At 59.7% G+C, this 23,275-nt stretch carries 15 protein-coding genes, 2 tRNA genes and 3 rRNA genes; 16 read left to right on the top strand and 4 right to left on the bottom strand.

Features of this window, described 5'->3' with window-relative positions:
- Positions 1 to 8: 8 nt before the first annotated feature.
- Positions 9 to 2,057: an elongation factor G gene (fusA, locus tag KI611_RS01365; RefSeq protein WP_226418053.1), complete on the top strand. Its 2,049-nt coding sequence runs from the start codon at positions 9 to 11 to the stop codon at positions 2,055 to 2,057.
- A 48-nt stretch (positions 2,058 to 2,105) separates the two neighbouring features.
- Here the strand turns inward: fusA and KI611_RS01370 are convergent, their stop codons facing one another.
- Genes KI611_RS01370 through KI611_RS01380 form a run of 3 tightly spaced genes read right to left on the bottom strand, consistent with a single transcriptional unit; the run spans position 2,106 to position 5,741 of the window.
- Positions 2,106 to 2,981 carry an EamA family transporter gene (locus KI611_RS01370; RefSeq protein WP_226418054.1) on the bottom strand — a complete coding sequence of 292 codons (876 nt, stop codon included), beginning with the start codon at positions 2,979 to 2,981 and terminating at the stop codon, positions 2,106 to 2,108.
- 1 nt (position 2,982) lies between these two features.
- Positions 2,983 to 3,723 (bottom strand): response regulator transcription factor, encoded by a 741-nt coding sequence (locus KI611_RS01375; RefSeq protein ID WP_226418055.1) that lies wholly within the window; start codon positions 3,721 to 3,723, stop codon positions 2,983 to 2,985.
- The gene (locus KI611_RS01380) at positions 3,720 to 5,741 is read right to left on the bottom strand and encodes a PAS-domain containing protein (RefSeq protein ID WP_226418056.1); all 2,022 of its coding nucleotides are present in this window, start codon (positions 5,739 to 5,741) and stop codon (positions 3,720 to 3,722) included. The genes KI611_RS01375 and KI611_RS01380 overlap by 4 nt, the downstream gene beginning before the upstream one ends.
- A 155-nt stretch (positions 5,742 to 5,896) precedes the next feature.
- On the opposite strand from KI611_RS01380, the gene KI611_RS01385 reads away from it, so the two are divergent.
- The 15 genes from KI611_RS01385 to KI611_RS01455 all read left to right on the top strand — a co-directional run bounded on the left by KI611_RS01385 (position 5,897) and on the right by KI611_RS01455 (position 22,144).
- Positions 5,897 to 7,540, top strand: coding sequence for an acyl-CoA synthetase (locus KI611_RS01385; RefSeq protein ID WP_226418057.1), 1,644 nt, complete (start codon positions 5,897 to 5,899; stop codon positions 7,538 to 7,540).
- A 66-nt stretch (positions 7,541 to 7,606) separates the two neighbouring features.
- A complete protein-coding gene (locus KI611_RS01390) occupies positions 7,607 to 8,356 on the top strand; it encodes an electron transfer flavoprotein subunit beta/FixA family protein (RefSeq protein ID WP_226416121.1) in 750 nt (249 codons plus the stop codon).
- A gap of 13 nt (positions 8,357 to 8,369) precedes the next feature.
- Positions 8,370 to 9,299 (top strand): electron transfer flavoprotein subunit alpha/FixB family protein, encoded by a 930-nt coding sequence (locus KI611_RS01395; protein ID WP_226418058.1) that lies wholly within the window; start codon positions 8,370 to 8,372, stop codon positions 9,297 to 9,299.
- A gap of 27 nt (positions 9,300 to 9,326) precedes the next feature.
- Positions 9,327 to 11,105, top strand: a complete 1,779-nt coding sequence (locus KI611_RS01400; RefSeq protein WP_226418059.1) for an acyl-CoA dehydrogenase — start codon at positions 9,327 to 9,329, stop codon at positions 11,103 to 11,105.
- A gap of 2 nt (positions 11,106 to 11,107) precedes the next feature.
- The gene (locus tag KI611_RS01405) at positions 11,108 to 12,751 is read left to right on the top strand and encodes an electron transfer flavoprotein-ubiquinone oxidoreductase (RefSeq protein WP_226418060.1); all 1,644 of its coding nucleotides are present in this window, start codon (positions 11,108 to 11,110) and stop codon (positions 12,749 to 12,751) included.
- 176 nt (positions 12,752 to 12,927) lie between these two features.
- Complete coding sequence (locus KI611_RS01410; RefSeq protein WP_226418061.1) at positions 12,928 to 13,572, top strand: acetate uptake transporter; 645 nt, start codon at positions 12,928 to 12,930, stop codon at positions 13,570 to 13,572.
- A 416-nt stretch (positions 13,573 to 13,988) separates the two neighbouring features.
- Positions 13,989 to 15,526, top strand: a 16S ribosomal RNA gene (locus tag KI611_RS01415).
- 64 nt (positions 15,527 to 15,590) lie between these two features.
- Positions 15,591 to 15,667 (top strand) — tRNA-Ile (locus tag KI611_RS01420).
- A gap of 12 nt (positions 15,668 to 15,679) precedes the next feature.
- A tRNA-Ala gene (locus KI611_RS01425) sits at positions 15,680 to 15,755 on the top strand.
- A gap of 208 nt (positions 15,756 to 15,963) precedes the next feature.
- Positions 15,964 to 18,844 (top strand): 23S ribosomal RNA (locus KI611_RS01430).
- Positions 18,845 to 18,949: 105 nt separating this feature from the next.
- Positions 18,950 to 19,062 (top strand): 5S ribosomal RNA (rrf, locus tag KI611_RS01435).
- Together the 16S, 23S and 5S rRNA genes with 2 tRNA genes alongside form the textbook arrangement of a ribosomal RNA operon.
- Positions 19,063 to 19,264: 202 nt before the next feature.
- Positions 19,265 to 19,543, top strand: a complete 279-nt coding sequence (locus KI611_RS01440; RefSeq protein ID WP_226418062.1) for a DnaJ domain-containing protein — start codon at positions 19,265 to 19,267, stop codon at positions 19,541 to 19,543.
- Entirely contained in the window at positions 19,540 to 20,073 is a 534-nt protein-coding gene (locus KI611_RS01445; RefSeq protein ID WP_226418063.1) for a hypothetical protein, read from the top strand. Before KI611_RS01440 ends, KI611_RS01445 begins: the two co-directional genes overlap by 4 nt.
- Positions 20,074 to 20,134: 61 nt before the next feature.
- A complete protein-coding gene (locus KI611_RS01450) occupies positions 20,135 to 20,890 on the top strand; it encodes a hypothetical protein (protein WP_226418064.1) in 756 nt (251 codons plus the stop codon).
- Between the two features lie 12 nt (positions 20,891 to 20,902).
- Positions 20,903 to 22,144 carry a hypothetical protein gene (locus tag KI611_RS01455; protein WP_226418065.1) on the top strand — a complete coding sequence of 414 codons (1,242 nt, stop codon included), beginning with the start codon at positions 20,903 to 20,905 and terminating at the stop codon, positions 22,142 to 22,144.
- Positions 22,145 to 22,206: 62 nt separating this feature from the next.
- Here the strand turns inward: KI611_RS01455 and clpX are convergent, their stop codons facing one another.
- Complete coding sequence (gene clpX / locus KI611_RS01460) at positions 22,207 to 23,208, bottom strand: ATP-dependent Clp protease ATP-binding subunit ClpX (RefSeq protein ID WP_226418066.1); 1,002 nt, start codon at positions 23,206 to 23,208, stop codon at positions 22,207 to 22,209.
- Positions 23,209 to 23,275 lie beyond the last annotated feature (67 nt).

Consider the following 23,275-nt stretch of genomic DNA (forward strand, 5'->3'; position numbering starts at 1 on the left):
AGAATAAAATGTCCAAGTACACCACCGAGGCTATCCGTTCCATCGCGCTTGTCGGCCATGGCGCGGCCGGCAAGACCAGTCTGGCCGAAGCTCTGCTTCACGCCACCGGCACCATCAACACCCGGGGCAGCGTCGAGAAAGGCAGCACCGTCTGCGATTTCGATACCCAGGAAAAGGAAGCCGGCCATTCCCTGAGTTCGGCCATCGTCAATTTCGGCTACGAAAATACCCATGTCCATCTGATCGACACGCCGGGCTACCCGGATTTTGCCGGCCAGGCCATTGCCGCGCTGGCCGGTGTCGATACCGCGCTGGTCGTCATCAATGCCCAGACCGGCGTCGAGCTGATGACCGAGCGGATGATGCGGCATGCCGCCGAGCGCAAGCTGTGCCGGATGATCGTCATCAACAAGATCGATGCCGACAACCTCGATCTGCCGGGTCTGATCGCCGATATCCGCGAGCGTTTCGGCAAGCAGTGCATGCTGCTAGACCTGCCGGCCCATGGTGCGGCAGATGTCGTCGAGGTGCTCGAACAGGCCGCCGGCGATGCCGATTTTGAATCGGTCGCCGCTGCCCACCGTGCACTGATCGACCAGATCGTCGAGGAAGACGAGGATCTGTTGGCCAGCTATCTGGACGGCAACGATCCGACAGCGACCGACCTGCATGCGCCTTTCGAGAAGGCGCTGCGCGAAGGGCATCTGATTCCCATCCTGTTCGTCTCGGCCAAAACCGGCGCCGGCATCAAGGAATTGCTGCATGTGCTGGCCTCGCTGGCGCCGAATCCGGCCGAAGGCAACCGGCCCCCGTTTTACAAAGGGCAGCCGGGCGACGTCACGGAACCGTTCGCCGCCGTGCCGGATGCCGGCAAGCACGTGCTGGCCCATGTGTTCAAGGTGGTGGCCGATCCCTACATGGGCAAGATCGGCATCTTCCGGGTCCATCAGGGCACGGTGAAGAAGGACATGCAGCTCTTCGTCGGCGACAGCAAGCGGCCGTTCAAGGTCGCTCACCTGTACCAGTTGCAGGGCAAGGATACGGTCGAAGTCGACGAACTCCAGCCGGGCGATATCGGGGCGGTCGCCAAGGTCGACGACATCGATTTCGACAGCGTGCTGCACGATTCGCATGACGAAGACCACATCCACCTGGTGCCGCTCGAGTTTCCCCGGCCGATGGCTGGTCTGGCCGTCGAAACCCGGAAAAAGGGCGACGAACAGCGACTGTTCGACATCCTCGGCAAGCTGGCGATGGAAGATCCGACCTTCCTCATCGAGCGTCATCCGACCAGCAACGAAACGGTCATCCGCGGCCTCGGCGAAATCCACCTGAAGGCCAAGCTGGAGAAAATGGCCAGCCAGTACAAGCTGGAAGTGGACACCAAGCCACCGCGCATTCCCTATCGCGAAACGATCACCGGTTCGGCCGAAGGCATGCATCGCCACAAGAAGCAGAGCGGCGGTGCCGGGCAGTTCGGCGAAGTGCATCTGCGCATCGAGCCGAAGGAGCGCGGTGCCGGGTTCGAGTTCGTCGATGCGGTCAAGGGCGGCGTCATTCCCGGCGTCTTCATGGCGGCAGTTGAAAAAGGCGTGCGCCAGGGTCTGGAGGGTGGCGTCGTCGCCGGCTATGCGGTCGACGACCTGAAAGTGACCGTCTTCGACGGCAAGACCCACGCCGTCGACGGCAAGGAAGTGGCCTTCGTGGTCGCCGGTCGCAAGGCGGTTATCGAGGCCATCCGGGCCGCCAAACCGATCGTGCTGGAACCGATCGTCAATATCGAGATCGTCGTGCCGGAAGGCGCGATCGGCGACCTGAGCGGCGATCTCTCCGGCCGGCGCGGCCACATCACCGGTACCGACGGGCGCGGCCACGGTCTGGCGGCGATCAGCGGCGAAGTGCCTCTGGCGGAGCTCAACGACTACCAGTCACGGCTCAAGTCGCTGACCGGCGGCCAGGGTAGTTACACCATCGAGTTCGCCCGCTATTCGGCAGTCCCGGCCAACGTCCAGCAGCAACTGGCCGGCAAGTTCCAGTTGCACGACGAAGACGAGTAATTTCCGTCCGGGCATCAGTCACCAAGGGGCAGGCAACTGCCCCTTTTTCTATGGCGCCTGGCTGGCCGGCAAGGCCGCTTGCCGCCCCTGGCGATTGAGCCAGAGCGAGGCGACGATGATGGCGCCGCCGAGTGCCAGGCGGGGCAGGTTGGCCTCGCGGTTCCAGATCAGCACATTGACCAGCAGGCCGGCCGGCACGTGCAGTTCGTTCATGATCGCCAGCGTGCCGGCGTCGACCAGGGTGCTGCCCTTGACCCACCAGAACATGCCGAGGGCGGTGGCGAACAGCCCCATCCAGAGCAGCACGCCCCACTGCATCGCGGTGTGCGGCAGGCGCTCCGGATTGCCGAAGAGCAGGAAGGAGGGCAGGGCAAGGAGCAGGGCACCGAGGAAGAAATGGCCGAAGAAGCGGTGCAGCGGTTGCTCGGTCGGATAGCGGACGAGCAACTGGCGGCATAGCACCTGGCCGGCGGCAAAGGTCGCGTTGGCCAGTTGCAGCAGCAGGAAGCCGATCAGGTAATCGCCTTCGAGATGCTCGAAACGGATGATCACGCCGCCGCCGACCGCGACCAGCGCGGCGAGCAGCGACCACGGCGAAAAGCGGCGGGCCAGGGCGTCGTCGAGCAGCGTGACGTAGATCGGCGTCAGCACGGTGAATAGCAGCACCTCGGGCACCGTCAGCACCGCAAAACTGCGATAGAGGCAGAGATAGGTGACGCCGAATTGCAGCGCGCCGGCCAGCCAGAAGCCGGCCAGCAGGCGGGGTGGCAGGCCGCGCCACAGCGTAAAAGGGGCGAAGACCAGGGCCGCGATGCACACCCGGGCCAGCACGGCGAAGTCGCTATCGACCTGACCGGCCAGATAGACACCGATCAGGCTGAAGGAAAACGCCCAGAGGACGGTGACGATGCCGAGGTAGCGCATCTCAGCGACTCGCGTTCGCGGAATTCGCCTCGCCAGCCCAGTTGACCGTGGCCAGGAAGAGATAACCGGCGCCGTACACCGTCTTGATGAAGGCCGGGCTTTGTGCATCGGGTTCGAGCTTGCGACGCAGGCGCGAGATGCGGACATCGATGCTGCGGTCGGTCGGCGCCAGGTCGCGGGTGCCCATCAGCTGTTCGCGCTGCAGGATGCGATTCGGATTGCTGACGAAGACCTTGAGCAACTCGGTTTCCGAGGTGCTGAGCAGGTGTTCCTCGCCGTTCGGGGCGTACAGCGTGTTGTTGCCGAGGTTGAAGCGCCAGCCGGAGAATTCGGCGATCTGCCGGGACGGGCTGCTGCTTGCCGTTTCCCGGCGGCGCAGGATGCTGCGGACGCGGGCGACCAGTTCGCGCGGTTCGAACGGCTTCAGGATGTAATCGTCGGCCCCCAGCTCAAGCCCCATCACCCGGTCGCTGACATGGGCGCGGCCGGTCAGGATGACGATGCCGCAGGCCGACTGGGTGCGGACGCGCTGCATCACTTCAAGACCATCCATGTCCGGCAGGCCGAGGTCGATGATGCACAGGTCGGGCGCCAGCGAGCGCAGGCGGCGCAGCAAGTCGCCGGCACTGCGGCACCAGACGGTACGGAAGGAAAAATCGCCGAGGACCTGTTCGATGATGCGGGCGACGTCGGGGTCGTCCTCGACGATGGCAATCAGTTTGTGGACGTCGGTTTCGCTCATGGCTTGTCTTTGTTTGCTCGTTGCAGGGCGCGGGCCAGATCCTGACGGGCGAAGGGTTTGGCGAGGATGGGCAGATTGTTGCCAGTGTCCTCCTCGCCTTCGTCGGTGTAGCCACTCATCAGCACGATGCGCATGGCCGGGTGTCCGGCCAGCGTCTGCTCGGCCAGTTGGCGGCCGTTGATGCCGCCCGGCATGATGACATCGCTGACGACGATTCCGATATCGGGGATTTGTTCGATCATTTCCAGCGCCTGGGCGCCGTTCTCCGCTTCGATCACCGGGTGGCCGAGGTCAATCAGTTGCTGGCGGACAACGCGCCGGACATTCGGCTCGTCTTCGACCAGCAGCACCAGTTCGCCGCCGTGCGCCAACAGGGCATCGGCGGCCGGCGGGTCGATGTCCGGTTCGGCGGCGACCAGCGGCAGCACCATCAACACCGTCGTGCCCTGGCCGGTCTGGCTCTGGATGGCGATGCCGCCACCCGACTGCTTGACGAAGCCGTAGGCCATCGACAGGCCGAGGCCGCTGCCCAGACCGAAGCGCTTGGTGGTGAAAAAAGGTTCGTAGACGCGGGCCAGGGTCGCCGCATCCATGCCGCAGCCGTTGTCGGCCACTTCGATTAGCGCATAGGGGCCGGGGGCGACGTCGAAAGCCGCGGCATCGCTCGACAGTTCGATGGCGCGCGCGGCAATGTGCAGTCGGCCACCCGCCGGCATCGCGTCGCGCGCATTCAGCGCAAAATTGAGCAGGGCGCTTTCCAGTTGCCCCGGATCGACCAGGGCATGCACCGAGCCGGTTGCCAGATCGGTCGATACGACAATCGATTCGGGCAATGAGCGGCGTACCAGCTTGGCCAGCCCGGCGGTCAGCCGGCCGATATCGACCGCCTGCGGTTCCAGCGGCTGCTGGCGGGAGAAGGTGAGCAAGCGCTTGATCAGTTGTACGCCGCGCCGCGCCGACTGCAGCGCCGGGGTGACGAATTCGTTGATCTCGGCGTCATTCGGCCGATGATCCTGCAGCGCCGCGAGATTGCCGATGACGACGGTCAGCAGGTTGTTGAAGTCGTGGGCCAGGCCGCCGGTCAGCTGGCCGATGGCCTCCATTTTCTGGGCCTGGACGAGGGCGGCCTCCATCCGTTTTTGCTCAGTAATTTCATGCGAGAAGACGAAGAATCCCAACTTTTCGCCTTCCGCACTGATTTCCGGAACCAGTGTGCTGCGCGCGAAAACGCTTTGCCCCGGACGATCCATCTTGTATTCGTAAGTCACCTGCTGGCCGGCCAGCGCCTTGCGTACCGGCTCGCGCACCTGGCTATAGACCTGTTCGCCGGTCACCTCGCGCACGGCCCGCCCGGTGACTCCGCCCTCGGGATGTCCGTACCAGTCGGAGTAGCCCTTGTTGGCGTATTGATAGACCTCGTCCTTGTCGACATAGCCGATCAGGATCGGAATGGTGTCGTTGATCAGCCGCAGGCGTTCCTCGCTGCGGCGCAGGGCAGCGGCAATCCGGGTGTTTTCGGTATTGGCCCGGATCAGGTTGGCGTTGGCGTTTTCCAGCTGGGCGGTCCGCCGGCGGACCCGTTCCTCGAGCTGGATATTCTGATGTTCGCTCAGGTTCTCGATGTAACGTTGTTCGGTGATGTCGCTGTACAAGGTAACGAATCCCGCGTCCGGCAGCGGCTCGCTGCGCAGCAGCAAAACCCGCCCGTTCGGCCGCTGGCGTTCGGTGACCCGGGCCGCGAAGCCGGCCGCCGCGGTCACCCGTTCGGCGATCTGGGCTTCCTTGTCGCCGGGTCCGTATTCGCCCCGTTCGGCGTTGTAGCGGATGAACGACGCGAAAGAGGCGCCAACCCAGGCCATCTCGTCCGGAAAATCGAGTAGCCGGAGAAAGGGCTGGTTCCAGGCAACCAACCGCAGATCGCCGTCGAAGACGGTGATGCCCTGGTCGAGCAAATCCAGCCCGGTTTGCAGCATTGCGTCATGCTGGGCGAGACCCGGAGCAGGGGGGGCGAGGTTCATGTCACAATTCTAGAGCAGGCGTTTGGCGAGTTCGGTCGGTGTAACCATTCGTTACATTCGACCAATAGTTGCGCAAGAGTATTTTGTCACTCTTGTCAGATATAAAAAAACCAAAGCCCAAAAGAGAACAGCGCTTTCGCAAGAATCGTGAGGAGATGTTTGTGGCCAATCCGTACACCGTCGGGCTCGATCAGAACCCGGCTAATTATGTTCCGCTTTCCCCGCTGAGCTTCATCGAGCGCTCGGCGTTTATCTACCCCAAACGTATTTCCGTCATCCAGGGTGCTCGTCAATATACCTGGAAGGAAAGTTATGAACGCAGTCGCCAGCTTGCCTCCGCGCTGAAGAGCCGCGGTATCGGCAAGGGCGACACCGTTGCCGTAATGTTGCCGAATACGGCGCCGATGTTCGAATGTCATTTCGGCGTGCCGATGAGCGGCGCCGTACTCAATACCCTGAATACCCGGCTTGATCCGGAAGCCATCGCCTTCATGCTGACGCATGGTGAAGCCAAAGTGCTGATTACCGATCCGGAATTTTCCGCCATCGTCAAACCGGCCCTGGCGTTGCTCGAAGGCCCCAAGCCCTTGATTATCGATACGCTGGACCCGGAATTCACCGGTGGCGAAACGCTGGGCGAAAAGGATTATGAAGCCTTCCTCGCCGAAGGCGAACCCGATTTCGCCTGGCAACTGCCGGCCAACGAGTGGGATGCCATCGCGCTGAACTACACCTCGGGCACCACTGGCAATCCGAAGGGCGTCGTCTACCACCATCGCGGCGCCTACCTGAATGCCGCGTCCAACATCATTTCCTGGGGCATGCCGCAGCACTCGGTCTATCTGTGGACGCTGCCGATGTTCCATTGCAACGGCTGGTGCTTCCCGTGGACCATGGCGGCCAATGCCGGAACCAGCATCTGCCTGCGCAAGATCGATCCGGCCCTGATTTTCGGCCTGATCAAGGAGCACAAGGTCAGCCACATGTGCGGTGCGCCGATTGTGTACGGCATGATGATCAACGCCCCGGCGGCGCTCAAGGAAGGCATCACCCATCAGGTCAACGGCCTGATCGCCGGTGCTGCCCCCCCGGCGGCCATCATCGAAGGCTGCGAGCAGATGGGCTTCAATATCACCCACGTTTACGGCCTGACCGAAACCTATGGTCCGGCTTCGGTGTGCGCCAAGCATCCCGAATGGGACCGGCTGCCAATCGACCTGCGCGCCGCGCGCAACGGCCGACAGGGCGTCCGCTACCACATGCAGGAAGCGATCGCCGTACTCGACCCGGTGTCTCTCGATCCGGTGCCCTGGGATGGCGAAACGATGGGCGAAATCATGTTCCGCGGCAATCTGGTGATGAAGGGTTACCTGAAGAACACGCATGCCACGGAGGAAGCCTTTGCCGGCGGCTGGTTCCATACCGGCGACCTGGCCGTCGTGCACAGCGATGGCTACGTCAAGATCAAGGATCGCTCGAAGGACATCATCATTTCCGGCGGCGAGAACATCTCCTCGCTGGAGGTCGAGGATGTGCTCTACCGTCATCCGTCGGTGATCGCCGCCGCTGTGGTCGCCAAGCCCGACGAGAAGTGGGGCGAAGTGCCGGCCGCCTTCATCGAGCTGAAGGAAGGTTCGACGACGACCGAAGCTGAGATCATCGAGCATTGCCGAGCTCACCTGGCCCGCTTCAAGGTGCCGAAGCAGGTGGTGTTCGGTGAATTGCCGAAAACGTCCACCGGCAAAATCCAGAAATACGTCCTGCGCCAGCACGCCAACTCCGCGCTCGCCATCGAGTAATCGGCATACCCCCTGTCACCATGCCTTGGTCGGCAGGGGGTTTTGTGTCCGGAAAAGGAATATCCCATGAAAATTCTCGTCCCCGTGAAACGGGTAGTGGACTACAACGTCAAGATTCGGGTGAAGGCCGACGGTTCGGGTGTTGACCTGGCCAACGTCAAGATGAGCATGAACCCCTTCGACGAAATCGCCATTGAAGAAGCCGTCCGGCTGAAGGAGGCCGGCATCGCCAGCGAAGTCATCGCCGTCTCCTGCGGCGTCGCCGCCTGCCAGGAAACCCTGCGCACCGCGATGGCGATCGGTGCCGACCGCGGCATCCTCGTCGAAACCGACGTCGAGCTCCAGCCACTGGCCGTCGCCAAGCTGTTGAAAGCCCTGTGCGACAAGGAACAACCGCAACTCGTCATCTGCGGCAAACAAGCCATCGACGACGATGCCAACCAGACCGGCCAGATGCTCGCCGCGCTGCAAAACTGGCCGCAAGCCACCTTCGCCTCGAAGGTCGTCATCGCCGACGGCCAAGCGACGGTCACCCGGGAAATCGACGGCGGCCTCGAAACCCTGGCGATCAGCCTGCCAGCCGTCGTTTCCACCGACCTGCGCCTGAACGAGCCGCGCTACGCTACGCTGCCCAACATCATGAAAGCCAAAAAGAAGCCGCTCGACACCGTCAAGCCGGCCGACCTCGGCGTCGATGTCGCGCCGCGCCTGACGACGCTGAAAGTCGCCGAACCCGCCAAGCGCAGTGCCGGCGTCAAGGTCGCCGACGTCGCCGAACTCGTCAACAAGCTTCGCAATGAAGCGAAAGTGATCTAAGGGAGAACACACCATGACCATTCTCGTCATTGCCGAACACGACCAGCTCAGCCTCAAAGCCGCCACCCTCAACACCGTCGCCGCCGCCGTCAAGATCGGTGGCGAAGTGCACGTTCTGGTCGCCGGCAGCGCCTGCGCCGGCGCCGCCCAGCAAGCCGCCGGCCTGCACGGCGTCGCCAAGGTCAAAGTCGCCGACGCCGCCCACTACCAGAGCCAGACCGCCGAAAACCTGACCGCTCTGATCATCGCCCAGGCCGCCGGCTACAGCCACATCCTCGCCCCGGCCACCACCTTCGGCAAGAACCTGCTGCCGCGCGTCGCCGCCTTGCTCGACGTCGCCCAGATCTCGGAAATCACCGGCGTCGAAGCCGCCGACACCTTCGTCCGCCCGATCTACGCCGGCAACGCCCTGGCCACGGTCAAGAGCGCCGATCCGGTCAAGGTCATCACCGTCCGCACCACCGCCTTCGATGCCGTAGCCAGCGGCCACAGCGCCCCGGTCGAGACCATCAGCCCGGCGGCCGACACCGCCCAAACCCAACTTACCCACCGCGAACTGACCAAATCCGAACGGCCCGAACTCGGCGCCGCCAAGATCATCGTTTCCGGCGGGCGCGGTCTGGGCAGTGGCGAGAACTACCACGCCCTGCTCGAACCGCTCGCCGACAAGCTCGGTGCCGCCCTCGGCGCCAGCCGTGCGGCGGTCGATGCCGGCTTCGTGCCGAACGACTACCAGGTCGGTCAGACCGGCAAGATCGTCGCACCGCAGCTCTACATCGCGGTCGGCATCTCGGGTGCCATCCAGCATCTGGCCGGCATGAAGGAATCGAAGGTCATCGTCGCCATCAACAAGGATCCCGATGCGCCGATCTTCCAGGTCGCCGATTACGGCCTGGTCGGCGATCTGTTTGAAGTCGTACCGCAACTCGTTGCCACCGTCTAAACCCAAAAATAGCCAGGAGATACCCCTATGAGCACCTATATCGCCCCGATTCGCGACATGCAGTTCGTCCTCAACGAAGTCGCCGGTCTCGAAGAGATCTGCGCGCTGCCCGGCAACGAGGAATGTTCCGTCGATCTCGTCGAGTCCATCCTCGATGAGGCTTCCAAGTTCGCCACCGGCGTCCTCGACCCGATCAACCGCGTCGGCGACCGCACCGGCCACGTCTGCAAGGATGGCGTCGTCACCACGGCGCCCGGCTTCAAAGAAGCCTACAAGCTGTTCGCCGAAACCGGCTGGACCTCCATGCCCTTCTCGCCGGAATTCGGCGGTCAGGGTCTGCCGGCCGTCGTGTCGATGGCGGTCAACGAAATGTGGAAGGGCGCCAACATGGCCTTCGGCCTGTGCCCGATGCTCACCGGCGGCGCCATCGAAGCCATCGCCCACCACGCTTCCGAAGAGCTGAAGCAGAAATACCTGCCGAAGATGGTCGAAGGCACCTGGACCGGCACGATGAACCTGACCGAGCCGAACGCCGGTTCCGATCTCGCCGCCATCTCGACCAAGGCCAAGCCGGCCGGCGACGGGACCTACCTGGTCAGCGGCACCAAGATCTTCATCACCTGGGGCGAACACGACGTCGCCGAGAACATCATTCACCTGGTGCTGGCCCGTCTGCCGGATGCCCCGCCGGGACTGAAGGGCATCTCGCTGTTCATCGTGCCGAAATTCCTGGTCAATGACGACGGTTCGCTGGGCAAGCGCAACGACCTGATCTGCGCCTCCATCGAACACAAGATGGGCATCCACGGCAGCCCGACGGCAGTGATGTCCTATGGCGAGAACGAAGGTGCCGTCGGCTATCTGGTCGGCGAAGAGCACAAGGGCATCGGCTACATGTTCACCATGATGAACCACGCTCGCGTCAATGTCGGCCTGGAAGGCGTCGGCATCGCCGAGCGCGCCTACCAGCACGCCCTGTGGTATGCCCGCGAGCGCATCCAGGGGGCGCCGGTCGGCGACAAATCCGGCGTCAAGAAGCCCATCCTGCATCACCCGGATGTCCGCCGCATGCTGATGGATATGAAGTCGCGCACCGAAGCCATGCGTACGCTGGCCTACTACACCGCCGCCAACATCGACCGCGCCCACGCCGGCGATGCCGCCGCCCAGGTCCGTGTTGACCTGCTGACCCCGGTGGTCAAGGGCTGGAGTACCGAGCAGGGCGTCGAACTGTCGTCGACCGGCGTCCAGGTTTTCGGTGGCGTCGGCTTCATCGAGGAAACCGGGGCGGCCCAGTACTACCGCGATTCGCGCATCACCACCATCTACGAAGGCACGACGGCGATCCAGGCCAACGACCTGGTCGGCCGCAAGCTGGCCCGCGAGAAGGTGCCGGGCGCCGGAATGAAAGCCCTGTTGGCCGAAATGACGGCCACGGCTGAAGAACTGGCCGGCAACGCCCAGTTGGCCGGCATTGCCGCCAATCTGAAAAACGGCATCGCAGCCCTGAGCGGTGCTGCCGAGTGGATTCTCGCCAACTACGAGAGCGCCCCGCAGGCCGTCCATGCCGGCTCCGTGCCTTTCCTCAAGCTGACCGGCATCGTCGCCGGCGGCTGGCTGATGGCCAAGTCGGCGGCGCTTGCCGTCAAGCAGATCGCGGCCGGCAACAGCGACCAGTTCTATCAGGCCAAGCTGGCCACCGCGACCTACTTCGCCGCCCACCAGTTGCCCTTCGCCTCCGCCTACGCCGCCGAAGTCACCGGCGGTAGCGAGTCGGTGTTCGGGCTGCCGGAAAACCTGTTCTGAGCATGATCATGCGTACTGATCGCGATGCGATGGAATACGACGTCGTGATCGTCGGCGGCGGCCCTTCGGGGCTGTCTTCGGCGATCCGCATCAAGCAACTGGGTTTGGCCAATGGCAAGGAGCTCTCGGTCTGTCTGCTCGAGAAAGGTTCCGAAATCGGCGCCCATATCCTGTCCGGCGCGGTGCTCGAGCCACATGCGCTGGCTGAACTGATCCCCGACTGGCAGGAGCGCGGTGCACCGCTCAATACGCCGGCCGGCGAAGACCGCCTGCTGTTCCTCACCGAGGGCGCTTCCTACAAGCTGCCGACGCCGCCGCAGATGGGCAACCACGGCAATTACATCATCAGCCTCGGCAACCTCTGCCGTTGGCTGGGTGAGCAGGCGGAGGCGCTGGGTGTCGAGATCTACCCCGGCTTTGCCGCCGCCGAAGTGCTCTATCGCGAAGATGGCTCGGTCAAGGGCGTCGCCACCGGCGATCTCGGCATCGGCAAGGACGGCCAGCCCGGCCACAACTTCCAGCCGGGTATGGAGTTGCATGCCCGCCAGACGATCTTTGCCGAAGGGTGCAGGGGTTCGCTGACCAAGGAGCTGTGGGCAAAATTCAACTTGCGCGACGGTGTCGATCCGCAAACCTACGGCATCGGCATCAAGGAATTGTGGGAAGTCGATCCGGCCAAACACCAGCCGGGGTTGATCGTCCATAGCGTCGGCTGGCCGCTGCAAAGCGACACCTATGGCGGCTCCTTCCTCTATCACCTGGAAAACAATCTGGTGGCGATCGGCATGGTCGTCGGCCTCGACTACAAGAACCCGTGGTTGTCGCCTTATGAAGAATTCCAGCGCTACAAGACGCACCCGGCGATCCGCGGCGTCTTCGAAGGCGCCCGGCGCATCTCCTATGGTGCCCGTGCGCTGTCGGAAGGCGGCTACCAGTCGGTACCCAAGTTGACCTTCCCGGGCGGCCTGTTGATCGGCGACACCGCCGGCTTCCTCAATGTGCCGAAGATCAAGGGCACGCACATGGCGATGAAGTCGGGCATGGTCGCCGCCGAAGCCGTTTTCGAGCACCTGTTCAAGGACAACGTGGGGGCGGAAGCCACCGAGTACGCCGAGCAGCTCAAGAAGAGCTGGCTGTGGGAAGAGCTGTACAAGGTGCGCAACATCCGGCCGGCCTTCAAGTGGGGCTTGTTTGGCGCCCTGGCCTACGGGGCGATCGACACCTATGTCTTCAAGGGCAAGGCGCCGTGGACCATGCACAACCACGCCGATCATACGCAGTTGGGCGAAAAGGGCGCTTATCCGAAAATCGACTATCCGAAGCCGGATGGTCAGCTGACTTTCGACCGGCTGTCTTCGGTTTTCCTCTCGGCCACCAATCATGAGGAAAACCAGCAGTGCCATCTGCGTCTGAAGGATGAAAGCGTCGCCATCAGCGTGAACTATGCCAAGTATGGCGCACCGGAAACGCGTTACTGCCCGGCCGGCGTGTACGAAATCCTCGGTGAGGATGAAGGCAAGCCGCGCCTGCAGATCAACGGTCAGAACTGCCTGCACTGCAAGACCTGCGACATCAAGGATCCGACCCAGAACATCAACTGGACGGTACCCGAAGGTGGGGGCGGGCCGACGTATCCGAATATGTAGTGGTAAGGACCGGGCGTCGCCTTTTCGGGACTCCGGTTGTTCAAACCCGGCCTGTCGCGCCTCGTGCCAGGCCGGGCGTTGTATCCGGATGCCGCCTGGGGGGAGGCATCCGCGAATTTTGATGGTGATCGGCCGGATAAATTGAAGTCAAACAATCACAAAATGGGGATTTGATCATGACCGCACAAATACAACCGCAACAAGCTGTTACCGAAACCAAGATCATCATGTCCGACCCGACTGCGCTCGGGGTGTTCGGTCTTTCGATGGTGACCTTTGTTGCCGCCTCGCAGAAGATGGGCTGGACAACTGGGTCCGTCTACCTGATTCCCTGGGCCTTGCTGCTCGGCTCCATAGCCCAGATCTGGGCGTCGACCATCGACTTCAAGAAGAACAACTACTTCGGCTCGATCGTGCTTGGTGCCTATGGCCTGTTCTGGGGCGCGGTTGCCATGCACTGGGCGATCAGCCAGGGTCTGCTCGGCGCCCTCGATCCAGCCAAGGCCGATCCGAAGCAACTTGCCTTTGCCTGCCTGGGCTATTTCTTCTTCTCGCTGTTCATCATGGTGGCTGCCTTCGAGGTCAACAAGATGTTCGCCATCATGCTGATGCTGATCAACGTCCTGCTGCCGTCGCTGGCCCTGTCCATCCTCGGCATCAATCCGGGTCTGTTCTCACCTCTGGCGGCCTGGTCGGAATTGCTGATTTCGCTGATCGGCTTCTATACCGCCGGCGGCCTCTTCCTCAACAGCTATTTCGGACGGACCCTCGTGCCGCTGGGCAAGCCTTTCGGTTTCATCCGCAAGGGGCCGGCGAAATAAGCCAGCTTTTCGCCAAGCCTGCGAGAACGGAACACCACTGACTCTGCGGGTGAGATTTCGGGAGAACAGCACCCGTTGTCTCAACCTTTCAGGGGCCTTCGGGCCCCTTTTTTTATGTGGTGTCTATTGATCGACGGTCACCGTCAGCAAACTATTATTGCCTGATTGTTTAAAAGTGCTTGACGGCGGTCTGGGTGGCGGATATAGTTCGCCCCCCGTCGCAGCAGACGGCTTCGAAAGAAGCGGCGCGACAGGAAGTGATCTTTAACAATTTGGACAATCGATAGGTGTGGGTGCCTTGATGCGAAAGCGGCGCAAGTCGCAAAAAGTATTAAAGGCAATCACACGGATGGAGAGATCCATCGAGGTAGAAGTCAAATTCTACCGTCAGTGAATTGTGAGTAATTAGTTGGATTGAACTGAAGAGTTTGATCCTGGCTCAGATTGAACGCTGGCGGCATGCCTTACACATGCAAGTCGAACGGCAGCACGGGAGCAATCCTGGTGGCGAGTGGCGAACGGGTGAGTAATGTATCGGAACGTACCTTTCAGTGGGGGATAACGTAGCGAAAGTTACGCTAATACCGCATATTCTCTGAGGAGGAAAGCAGGGGACCTTCGGGCCTTGCGCTGTTAGAGCGGCCGATATCAGATTAGCTAGTTGGTGGGGTAAAAGCTCACCAAGGCGACGATCTGTAGCGGGTCTGAGAGGATGATCCGCCACACTGGAACTGAGACACGGTCCAGACTCCTACGGGAGGCAGCAGTGGGGAATTTTGGACAATGGGCGCAAGCCTGATCCAGCCATGCCGCGTGAGTGAAGAAGGCCTTCGGGTTGTAAAGCTCTTTCGGCCGGGAAGAAATCGCATTGGTTAATACCTGGTGTGGATGACGGTACCGGAATAAGAAGCACCGGCTAACTACGTGCCAGCAGCCGCGGTAATACGTAGGGTGCGAGCGTTAATCGGAATTACTGGGCGTAAAGCGTGCGCAGGCGGTTTTGTAAGACAGGCGTGAAATCCCCGGGCTCAACCTGGGAACTGCGCTTGTGACTGCAAGGCTAGAGTACGGCAGAGGGGGGTGGAATTCCACGTGTAGCAGTGAAATGCGTAGAGATGTGGAGGAACACCAATGGCGAAGGCAGCCCCCTGGGTCGATACTGACGCTCATGCACGAAAGCGTGGGTAGCAAACAGGATTAGATACCCTGGTAGTCCACGCCCTAAACGATGTCAACTAGGTGTTGGGAGGGTAAAACCTTTTAGTACCGGAGCTAACGCGTGAAGTTGACCGCCTGGGGAGTACGGCCGCAAGGTTAAAACTCAAAGGAATTGACGGGGACCCGCACAAGCGGTGGATGATGTGGATTAATTCGATGCAACGCGAAAAACCTTACCTACCCTTGACATGTCAGGAAGTCTTGAGAGATTGAGATGTGCCCGAAAGGGAACCTGAACACAGGTGCTGCATGGCTGTCGTCAGCTCGTGTCGTGAGATGTTGGGTTAAGTCCCGCAACGAGCGCAACCCTTGTCGTTAATTGCCATCATTTAGTTGGGCACTTTAGCGAGACTGCCGGTGACAAACCGGAGGAAGGTGGGGATGACGTCAAGTCCTCATGGCCCTTATGGGTAGGGCTTCACACGTCATACAATGGTCGGTACAAAGGGTCGCCAACCCGCGAGGGGGAGCCAATCCCAGAAAGCCGATCGTAGTCCGGATTGCAGGCTGCAACTCGCCTGCATGAAGTCGGAATCGCTAGTAATCGTGGATCAGCATGTCACGGTGAATACGTTCCCGGGTCTTGTACACACCGCCCGTCACACCATGGGAGCGGGTTCCGCCAGAAGTAGGTAGCCTAACCGCAAGGAGGGCGCTTACCACGGCGGGGTTCGTGACTGGGGTGAAGTCGTAACAAGGTAGCCGTAGGGGAACCTGCGGCTGGATCACCTCCTTTCTAGAGAAAAGCATCAGTGGCACCCACAACCTATCGATTGTTCAAACGTAGCGCAAACAGACGAGGGTCTGTAGCTCAGTCGGTTAGAGCACCGTCTTGATAAGGCGGGGGTCGTTGGTTCGATTCCAACCAGACCCACCAACGTCTTAAAACGGGGGATTAGCTCAGCTGGGAGAGCACCTGCTTTGCAAGCAGGGGGTCAACGGTTCGATCCCGTTATCCTCCACCAGAAACTAAAGATAAACAGGGTTGTTTATCTTTAGCTTTTGAGGAATCAAATGCTGCGCTCTTTAACAAAACGGAAGAAGGTTGTGTCACTTGGGCTGATGAGGCCTGGGTGATGCGTTGTGATTGCATCGATCTTTGTATGGAGTATGAAGATCGCACAAATATGAGTTTGCCTGTAGCCGCTCTCTGACGAGAGCACAAGGTTATAGGATCAAGCGACTAAGTGCATGTGGTGGATGCCTAGGCGATCACAGGCGATGAAGGACGTGCAAGCCTGCGAAAAGCGGGGGGGAGCTGGCAATGAAGCTTTGATCCCCCGATATCCGAATGGGGAAACCCACTCAGCAATGAGTATCTTTATCTGAATACATAGGATATTGAGGCGAACCCGGTGAACTGAAACATCTAAGTAGCCGGAGGAAAATAAATCAACCGAGATTCCCCAAGTAGTGGCGAGCGAACGGGGAGCAGCCTGCTAGTGATAGCGGAATCGTTAATGGAGCGGAATGGAAAGTCCGGCCGTAGTGGGTGATAGCCCCGTACATGAAAACGAATCCGTGGTACTAAGTTAGCGAAAAGTAGGGCGGGGCACGTGAAACCTTGTCTGAACATGGGGGGACCATCCTCCAAGGCTAAATACTCGTGATCGACCGATAGTGAACTAGTACCGTGAGGGAAAGGCGAAAAGAACCCCGGGAGGGGAGTGAAATAGATCCTGAAACCGCATGCATACAAACAGTGGGAGCGGACTTGTTCCGTGACTGCGTACCTTTTGTATAATGGGTCAGCGACTTACGTTGTGTTGCGAGCTTAACCGAATAGGGGAGGCGTAGCGAAAGCGAGTCTGATAAGGGCGTTTAGTAGCACGGCGTAGACCCGAAACCGGATGATCTATCCATGGCCAGGATGAAGGTGCCGTAACAGGTACTGGAGGTCCGAACCCACTAATGTTGAAAAATTAGGGGATGAGCTGTGGATAGGGGTGAAAGGCTAAACAAATCCGGAAATAGCTGGTTCTCCCCGAAAACTATTTAGGTAGTGCCTCAGGTATCACTTGCGGGGGTAAAGCACTGTTATGGCTAGGGGGTCATCGCGACTTACCAAACCATGGCAAACTCTGAATACCGCAAAGTGCAAGCCTGGGAGACAGACAGTGGGTGCTAACGTCCATTGTCAAGAGGGAAACAACCCAGACCGCCAGCTAAGGTCCCCAAGACACAGTTAAGTGGGAAACGAAGTGGGAAGGCATAGACAGCTAGGAAGTTGGCTTAGAAGCAGCCATCCTTTAAAGAAAGCGTAATAGCTCACTAGTCGAGTCGTCCTGCGCGGAAGATGTAACGGGGCTCAAACTGTGCACCGAAGCTGCGGATATCGAAAGATATGGTAGGGGAGCGTTCTGTAGGTCTGTGAAGGTGTCTTGTAAAGGATGCTGGAGATATCAGAAGTGCGAATGCTGACATGAGTAGCGATAAAGGGAGTGAAAAGCTCCCTCGCCGAAAGCCCAAGGTTTCCTACGCAACGTTCATCGGCGTAGGGTGAGTCGGCCCCTAAGGCGAGGCAGAAATGCGTAGTCGATGGGAAACAGGTCAATATTCCTGTACCGATTCTAGATGCGATGTGGGGACGGAGAAGGTTAGGTCAGCCATCTGTTGGAATAGGTGGTTTAAGCGTGTAGGCGTGCCCCTTAGGCAAATCCGGGGGGCTAAGCTGAGGCGTGACGACGAGGCACTACGGTGCTGAAGTGATTGATACCAAGCTTCCAGGAAAAGCCACTAAGCTTCAGTCTAGAATTGACCGTACCGCAAACCGACACAGGTGGGCAGGATGAAAATTCTAAGGCGCTTGAGAGAACTCAGGAGAAGGAACTCGGCAAATTAACACCGTAACTTCGGGAGAAGGTGTGCCCCGGTAGGTTGTAGAGCCTCGCGCTCGAAGGCCGATGGGGTTGCAGTGAAATGGTGGCTGCGACTGTTTAATAAAAACACAGCACTCTGCAAACACGAAAGTGGACGTATAGGGTGTGACGCCTGCCCGGTGCCGGAAGGTTAATTGATGGGGTGCAAGCTCTTGATCGAAGCCCCGGTAAACGGCGGCCGTAACTATAACGGTCCTAAGGTAGCGAAATTCCTTGTCGGGTAAGTTCCGACCTGCACGAATGGCGTAACGATGGCCACACTGTCTCCTCCTGAGACTCAGCGAAGTTGAAATGTTTGTGAAGATGCAATCTCCCCGCGGCAAGACGGAAAGACCCCATGAACCTTTACTGTAGCTTTGCATTGGACTTTGAATCGGTCTGTGTAGGATAGGTGGGAGGCTGTGAAACCGGGACGCTAGTTTCGGTGGAGCCAACCTTGAAATACCACCCTGATTTATTTGAGGTTCTAACCTTGATCCGTGAATCCGGATCGGGGACCGTGCATGGTGGGCAGTTTGACTGGGGCGGTCTCCTCCCAAAAGGTAACGGAGGAGTACGAAGGTACGCTTAGGGCGGTCGGACATCGCCCATAAAGTGCAATGGCAAAAGCGTGCTTGACTGCGAGACCCACAAGTCGAGCAGGTGCGAAAGCAGGTCATAGTGATCCGGTGGTTCTGTATGGAAGGGCCATCGCTCAACGGATAAAAGGTACTCTGGGGATAACAGGCTGATACCGCCCAAGAGTTCATATCGACGGCGGTGTTTGGCACCTCGATGTCGGCTCATCTCATCCTGGGGCTGTAGCCGGTCCCAAGGGTATGGCTGTTCGCCATTTAAAGAGGTACGTGAGCTGGGTTTAAAACGTCGTGAGACAGTTTGGTCCCTATCTGCCGTGGGCGCTGGAAATTTGAAGGGGGCTGCTCCTAGTACGAGAGGACCGGAGTGGACGAACCTCTGGTGTACCGGTTATGACGCCAGTCGTATCGCCGGGTAGCTATGTTCGGAAGAGATAAACGCTGAAAGCATCTAAGCGTGAAACTCGCCTTAAGATAAGATTTCCCGGAGTCTTGAACTCCCTAAAGGGTCGTCGAAGACCACGACGTTGATAGGTCAGGTGTGGAAGCGCAGTAATGCGTTAAGCTAACTGATACTAATTGCCCGTGCGGCTTGATCCTATAACCTTGTAAGACACTGCAGCAACTCATAGCAGTCACAACAACAACCTTCCTCCCCGTTTTGCGTTTGCCGCGCTTCAATACGCGACAAACACACAAGTTACGCTTGGCGGCAATAGCCCTCTGGACCCACCCCTTCCCTTCCCGAACAGGACCGTGAAACAGATGAGCGCCGATGATAGTGAGCTTCCGCTCGCGAAAGTAGGTCACCGCCAGGCTCCCATTCAAAACCCCGTTAGCACAAGCTAACGGGGTTTTTGCTATGCGGCCTTCTGGCTACGCGTGACTATTTGCTGATTTGGGCGGAAAAATTCGCCGAACCAGAGTTCGATGCGGCATCCTTTCATGACTCTTCAGCGCTGAGTGGCTTCGCTGAAACGCTAGGTACTCAACCAAAAACCGCCATTACTGAGAAAACGAATGAAGGATTACTACGGCTTGCTCGGCGTATCGCCTGATGCAACAACAGAAATCATCAAAACGGCTTACCGGAAAAAGGCGGCGCAGTTCCATCCCGACCGTAACCCGGAGCCAGACGCGGCGGCCAAGTTTCGGTCCGTGCAACAAGCATATGAAACACTAACCGATGGCGATCGCCGCAAGGCGTACGACGATACCCGCCGCAAGAGCCTGGTCGATGACCCGTTGGTCGTGGCGCGTGAAATCTGGACAAGCTATATGGAAAACATTCAAAAATGAAAAAGTCCTACTATTTCTCAGAGCTCTCTTCTGCCTACGATGCCGAACTTCAGGATCTGATGAGCGATTCGGAGGGAAGCCCGGCCCTTAAAGCCCGGTTGATGGAAAAGCGCAAGGAACTCAAATCGATCTTGCCGATGATCGAGTTCAGCCCGGAGATGGTGCTGCCGGTGTTTTATGATGGATTTTCTTTCCCCAATGCCAAAGCCATGACTGCGGCGGTTATGTGTGAACCGGATGACGGCGATTTTCCAAACTGGAACGACTTGTCGTCCAGCGTCGATGTAGCAAGTTGGGCCGCGCCGTTCCTGGATGCCGTGTTGGCCGAGAGCGCCGGCGAGATGTTCATGGTGACGGCAGCCTGCTTGGAGTTCATCCGCAAATTTGATACGTCGGCACCAGTTTCCGAGGCGTCGGAGTCGGAGGGCGGGAAAAACGATGAGGAAGATGGCGACGACGAGGGGCGCGACCTTGCCGAAGCAGGGGATGACTGGATGGCCGAGCAGGGCTTCGACTCATTCAAGTCTTGAGTGATTGGGCAATAATCGTCCGGGCGCAATACAGAATTCGATTTATTGAATAAGGCATGACATGACACATCCAGTCGTAGTTAGAACATCACAACTGATTCTCGCCGGCGACCTGAAAGGTGCGGAAACGGCGTTGGCCTCGATTGCCGAAACCGAAGGTGATGATGCTTTGGTCACCGTGCTCAACGATGTTCCGCCAAAGGATCTGCTGGCGATCATGCGGGGCTTTGATGGCTCCAAGCAATCGGTGGTCAATCTGGTGGTAACGCCGGATCAGTTCGCCCGGGCTGTCGTTCTTGAATCCCGCTACCGTGACGAAACCCATGCTGCCTTGCGCGGCATGATGAATGCCGTCCTCTACCGTGACGATGAGCTGACCGTCGAATACCTCGAGGCGATCGGCGAGATGGACGGCGGCTATGAGGTGCTGGCCAATTACTTCGGCGAACGGGACGACGAACTGCTGGCGTTTGCCATGTCGGGCGAGTTCTCGGAAGACTATAACGCCGAGCGTGGCCTGGAATCGAGATCGATCTCCTGGCTCAACGAGAAAATCCACGAAATCGACGAGGCTCTCCACGAAGGGGACTCGATTACCGCTTCGCGGCCCAAGGTAACGCGCTCGGAAACCTCCGACCATGACTGGATGGAAACCGCCTGGCTGTTGCGCTACGAGCTGTCGGATATTTTTGAGCAGATCGTCATCACCTTGCGCGACCGGCTGGCGCATCGCGTTGAAGATCTTGAGGAAACCGCGGTGATTGAGAGTCGGCCAGGTACCGTCGCCTCGGCCGATGAAGAGGAATCGGCGCTGTAACGGAGCTAGCCAATGACAAAATCAGTTGCCACTGTCGATGCGCGTCCATTCTTCGAGAAAGCCGTTCGCTACGGCCTCGCCCAAGGCCTTCTGTCCCAGGACAACATGAGCCGGATGGCCGCCGAAGCGCCCAAGGGAATCGTCCAGATTGCCGACCATTTCGGCACGGCTTATTTGCGTACCGATCTGGAGAGTGCTGCGACCCGGATGGCCAACCTGATCAGCCTCTATCTGGAAGACTCGGCGAACGGCGACTTGCGTGCCGCAGCAATCTCCCTGCGCGACAACACGCTGCTCTCCCATTCGCGCGGCGGCTCGGAAATGTTGAAACGCTTGCACGCGATGCCCGGGGAGACCAGCCTGCATTCAAGGAAAGTCGATCCGTTGGCGCAGAAGCTGTTCGTCAATGAGCGATCGTTTGCCTTCCCGATCAGCGTTGCCAGCTACCGGGAACAGGTAAGGCAATGCCAGGCCAACCAGATGCGGATCGATTTTGCCCGTTGGCTGGCCCGTCAGATGAATGTAAAGCAGGACGAGTACGAGGATTTCAGTGCCGAGGAAGTCATTCGTTCGGCGATGCTGGTCCTCTTTATTGGCGGCAAAGCACTGGAAATGCCGTCAAAGAGCCAGTTCGTCGAGCTGGTCGGGATGCTCCGCAAGAAGACCTTCAAGCCCAGACCGGCCGCCCTTGATTCCTTCCTGCGCGATGCCCCGGAGGCGTTCGATGAACTGACCCGCCAGGCCATGCAGGGGTTTATCGACGACGTGTTGCCGCGCCTCAAATCGACGGAAAAATCAGCGGATGAAATCCTGCACGCCGAAGCGCAAGGGGCTTTCTTCATCCGTGAGGTGGCGGAAGAGGATGTGGTGGCCTACGACAAAATCGTTGCCCGCGAGTGGGTTCGGATTACCAAAGGCAACGCCGATGATCCGGCGGTGCTGGCGACCATTTTCCTCAACGTCGCCACGGGACATCCGGCTAAGGCCAGTGCCCTGCTTAAAGAGGCGAAAGCGATTATCCAGTCCTACCGCGCGCAGGGATTCGATTCGAATGCCGTGCTGAAATTCGTCGATGACTTCGCCCCATTCGAGCAGCGCGAAGATCTCAAGGCAATGTGGTTGCAGGACTTGTTGCCGGATGCCGAGGTGCATTTGGCCGACAACGACCCGCAGATGCCGGATGCCTTCATGGAGCGAGCCCTGCGGTATTTCAAGCAAAACTGCGTTGGCGCCTGGAAGGGAAGCAGCCGCTAGCGGCTGTTCCCGGTTGTTTTCAGGATTGCGCCGACGGCGGTGGTGGGAGCCGCGGTGAGACCTCAGGCGGCCGTCGTCAGCTCGGCTGGCTCGAACAGCGAGCGGATGGTGACGCGGCGGATCGCCGGATTGTCCGGGATCGCATAGATCACATCGGTCATCATTTCCTCGAAGATGCCACGCAGGCTGCGCGCCCCTGCCTTGTATTCGATGGCCAGTTCGGCGATTTGGCGGAAAACTTCGGTTTCGATCTGCAATTCCACCCCATCAGCCTGCAGCATGGCAGTGAACTGCCTGGCCAGCGCATTGCGCGGCTCGGTCATGATGCGGACCAGCATGTCCTGACTGAGTTCATGCAGCCGGGTGACGATCGGCAGGCGGCCGGCGAATTCCGGGATCAGTCCAAATTCGAGCAAGTCGGTCGGCTTGATCCGGGCGTTCAGGCGTTCGAGGATCTGCTGGTCGTCGCCATCCGAGGTCGAGATGAAACCGAAGGTATGGGTCTTGGTCAGGATGCGCTCCATCCCGACAAAGGCGCCGCCGCAGATGAACAGGATGTGCGTGGTGTCGATGTGACGGCCATCCCTGAGACGGACCGGGGCGCCTTCCATGATCTTGAGCAGGGCGTGCTGGACGCTTTCGCCCGAAGTGGCACGGGCCTGGCCGCCGATGGCTTTCAGCTTGTCGACTTCATCGACGAAGACGATACCGCGCTGGGCGCGCGGCAGATCGCCTTCGGCCCGGTCGACCAGGCGGTGCAGGATGGCTTCGATTTCGTCGCCGACGAATTGCGTCTGGGCCAGCGAGGTGGCATCGGCGGTGACGAACGGCACGTCGAGAATGCGCGCCAGCGTTTCGCAGAGCAGGGTCTTGCCGGTGCCGGTCGGGCCGATCAGCAGGATGTTGCTTTTGCTCAGTTCGACGCTGTCGAGGGCGGCATTCGCCGTCATCCGCCGGAAATGCGTGTAGATGGCGACGGCAAGCGTGCGCTTGGCGCTGTCCTGGCCGATCACATGCTCGTCGAGCCGGTGGACGATTTCGCTGGGTTTGAGAAGGGAGGGCATCAGGGCTTCCGCTATTCCGAAGGCCCCGATGCTATGCCCGATGTGGGTGCCCGGTAAAGGCTGGTGA

Origin of the sequence: Dechloromonas denitrificans, assembly GCF_020510685.1 — a bacterium.
In the GTDB taxonomy this organism is placed as follows: Bacteria; Pseudomonadota; Gammaproteobacteria; order Burkholderiales; family Rhodocyclaceae; genus Azonexus; species Azonexus denitrificans_A.